This window comes from Rhodoplanes sp. SY1 (genome assembly GCF_046000175.1).
Classification (GTDB): Bacteria; Pseudomonadota; Alphaproteobacteria; order Rhizobiales; family Xanthobacteraceae; genus Rhodoplanes.
The window spans coordinates 1-2,558 of sequence record NZ_JBEOMB010000348.1 but is presented as its reverse complement, the minus strand read 5'-3'; the positions used below and the strand labels follow the sequence as shown (position 1 = coordinate 2,558).

Here is a 2,558-nt window from a genome sequence, read left to right as displayed (position 1 = left end):
CGCAGTTCCCTGACGCGACCAGGCGTCAGGCCTTTTTCTCCCGTCTTCAGGTCGTAAATCGCGATGATGTCTCCAGCCTCATTCCGCAGAAGGATATCGGTTCTGATGCTGCCCTTCGAGCCGTAAGGTACGCCAGGTTCAGCACCAAACGTCGTTTCCACGTCGAGAAATCCAATCCCGGGATAGCCGCCCAGGCGAACGGTCGTTCCAAACGCCACATGAACCGCTGTGCCGTATGTCTGCGCGGTCATGCCGGGCACCCGGTCGACAGCGTCCATGACGCGTGCCAAAGTGCCGACGAGGGACTTCGACGTGTCGTCGATCTGCGAAATGCCCGTCAATCCGCTCGGATGGACGACGATCTCTGTGGGGCCTTGCGCGTATCGCGCTCCTGGCCTGATCGGATCAGGGCTCGCGTCGCTCAGTACCAATCCCGGCGTATAAACAAGAGCCGACGGCTTACTCAGCGCAGGACTGCCGAGACCGCTGTTCGGTCCTTCGTTCGTCCATTGTCCGCCGTCGGGATTGCTGCCGGCCGGGACCCCCGGCTGATCCGGGTTGAACCCAGCCTTCCGTTCACACTCCACGTACTCGACCAAGGCGACCATCGGGGGCCCGCCCGCCCGGCGCGCGGCCTGCCTGCCGGAAAACTAAATTCGATTTGATGCGGAGCCACTCGGCGCGCTGCCGTGGTCCCGGAGGCAGCAGCTCCGCCAAGCTCAGCAAGACCGCCTCGGCTGCGACCAACGACTTGTACCGGAGAATTTGGGAGGCGAGGTCGGAAGAGGTTGCCGTGATCTGCGTCTCAGTTGATCACGACAATATTCCTATTCAGGCAGGCGGTGTCGTCAAGATAATATTCCTGCTACTAACTTCGCCCAGCGCGCGTCATTGCACCGCGGAAATATCGGGCCCGGCTGAGAGCCTCTGGTGGCAAGGTCGTCATTCGTGCGACTCCAGCGGAAATGGTGTCGGCTCCCCTAGCTTCTCGATCGTCGAATTTTTGACGGTGATCGCCTCCCACTCGTGCAGCAGGGCCGCGACGCCCGGCCGGTCGTCGGCATCGAGCCGCGCACACGGACGATGCCGTCCGGCTATCGAAACTATTCGTCATACTCGGGATCGTCGCCCCATTGTTCGATATGGGTGTCTCGGAGGGCCCGCGCCGCCACGAGGTCGCCGCGCGCGACGTCGACGATGATTTTGACCTCCGGCCAGTCGAACAGGTGATGGCGAAAGAAGTGCCCGGAGACGAGGGCGAGGTATTCGTCCAACGAGACGATCCCCCGCAGCACTGGTAGGGCATGTGTTTCGATGGCCTCCACCATTGCCGCCGACAAATCGGGATCGCGGACACTCCAAATGCCGGGGGTGTTTGAGCGCGCGTTTTGGAGCCAAGCGCCCCAGCTGAGCGGGAGGAAGTGCCGTGCTTCGAACAGGTGCGCGACGGTCCATTGCGGTCTGAACAGATCGGGATCGAGCATCCGGTCGATCAACACCACGCGCGCGAAATGATGGACGGGCTTGATGTAAATCTCGCGACCCACCAGCGCGAGATCGGAATTCCGCTCGAGCAGCGGCTTGATCACTTCCTTCACTTGCGCGATCGTCGTCATCGGCGCGGCCGCACCTCCGTCACGATGATGCTCTTCGTGCCAGGATAATAGAACTGAACCGTGCTGGACAACTCGCGCATCCGCGCTAGCGTGAGGCCGCTGTCTCCTGTCTTGATGTCGTAGACACAGACGGTGCCCTTCCCCGGATTCTTGAGCACGTCGATGCGAATGGAGCCGGAGCGGCCGTATCGAGCATCCTGCGATTTGAGCAGCGAAGCCTCGGCTCGGAAGTTCGGGTCGGGCGGCGGACTTCGAGGCACGGTGGTCGGCCCGTTTATTGTCTCTTGGATTCGCTTGTGGATGGCCGTCCCGTATTGGGACGCGTTGGGATAGGCGCCGCGATCAGTCGCCTCAGCCGACTGGTCCGTGATACTTTGTACCTCAGAGTGTCTTGGGCAGGCGTTGTCGACTTCGTCTCTGGTCAACGTTCCCACCCAGACGGTGGGGCTTTTAGCCGACGCTCCAGGCGTGTAGGCGTCGGCCCGGAACCCGAGGACCGTGGTCTCCGACCCCGAGTTGCGGGTCGACATCCAGGTGAACAGCACCAGCCCGGCTTCGAGCGCTGCGGCGGCCGGATGCGGCACCCGAATTTAATACGCGGGCTGGACGACGGCCTGCGCCTCCGGCCCGTTGCTCGTCCAGACAGCCTGGCTTTCGAGTTGACCGATCCCGTCGACAATCCTTTGGGTCGCACCAGCACTCTGGAATGTCGTTATCGTCCCGTCGGCCGCGATGACGGTGTGGCGCTCGTCCCACGAATCCCCGCCCCGCGATGCCGCAAACTCCGATCGGATCGCGGTGCCGTCCCGGTTGAATACGGCCTGCTCAGCGAGCGTGCCATCGTCCCGATATAAATCGACGTGGGATTCCCACGGCTGCTGCCCGGTATCGTCGCGAACGGCCACGGGTACGGTCGGGTCGGGGCTGCTGCTCGGCTCTTCG

Annotated in this window: 3 protein-coding genes and 1 pseudogene; all 4 read right to left on the bottom strand. The window is 62.6% G+C overall.

The window, feature by feature from the left end; translation table 11 throughout:
- Window positions 1-608 (bottom strand): annotated as a pseudogene (locus ABTU92_RS29585) (hypothetical protein); the annotation flags it as partial.
- Window positions 609-1,103: 495 nt separating this feature from the next.
- Window positions 1,104-1,616, bottom strand: coding sequence for a hypothetical protein (locus ABTU92_RS29580; protein WP_408095114.1), 513 nt, complete (start codon window positions 1,614-1,616; stop codon window positions 1,104-1,106).
- Window positions 1,613-2,161: a hypothetical protein gene (locus tag ABTU92_RS29575; protein WP_408095113.1), complete on the bottom strand. Its 549-nt coding sequence runs from the start codon at window positions 2,159-2,161 to the stop codon at window positions 1,613-1,615. The genes ABTU92_RS29580 and ABTU92_RS29575 overlap by 4 nt, the downstream gene beginning before the upstream one ends.
- 45 nt (window positions 2,162-2,206) lie before the next feature.
- The coding region (locus tag ABTU92_RS29570) for a hypothetical protein (RefSeq protein WP_408095112.1) at window positions 2,207-2,558 on the bottom strand (352 nt) is incomplete at its 5' end.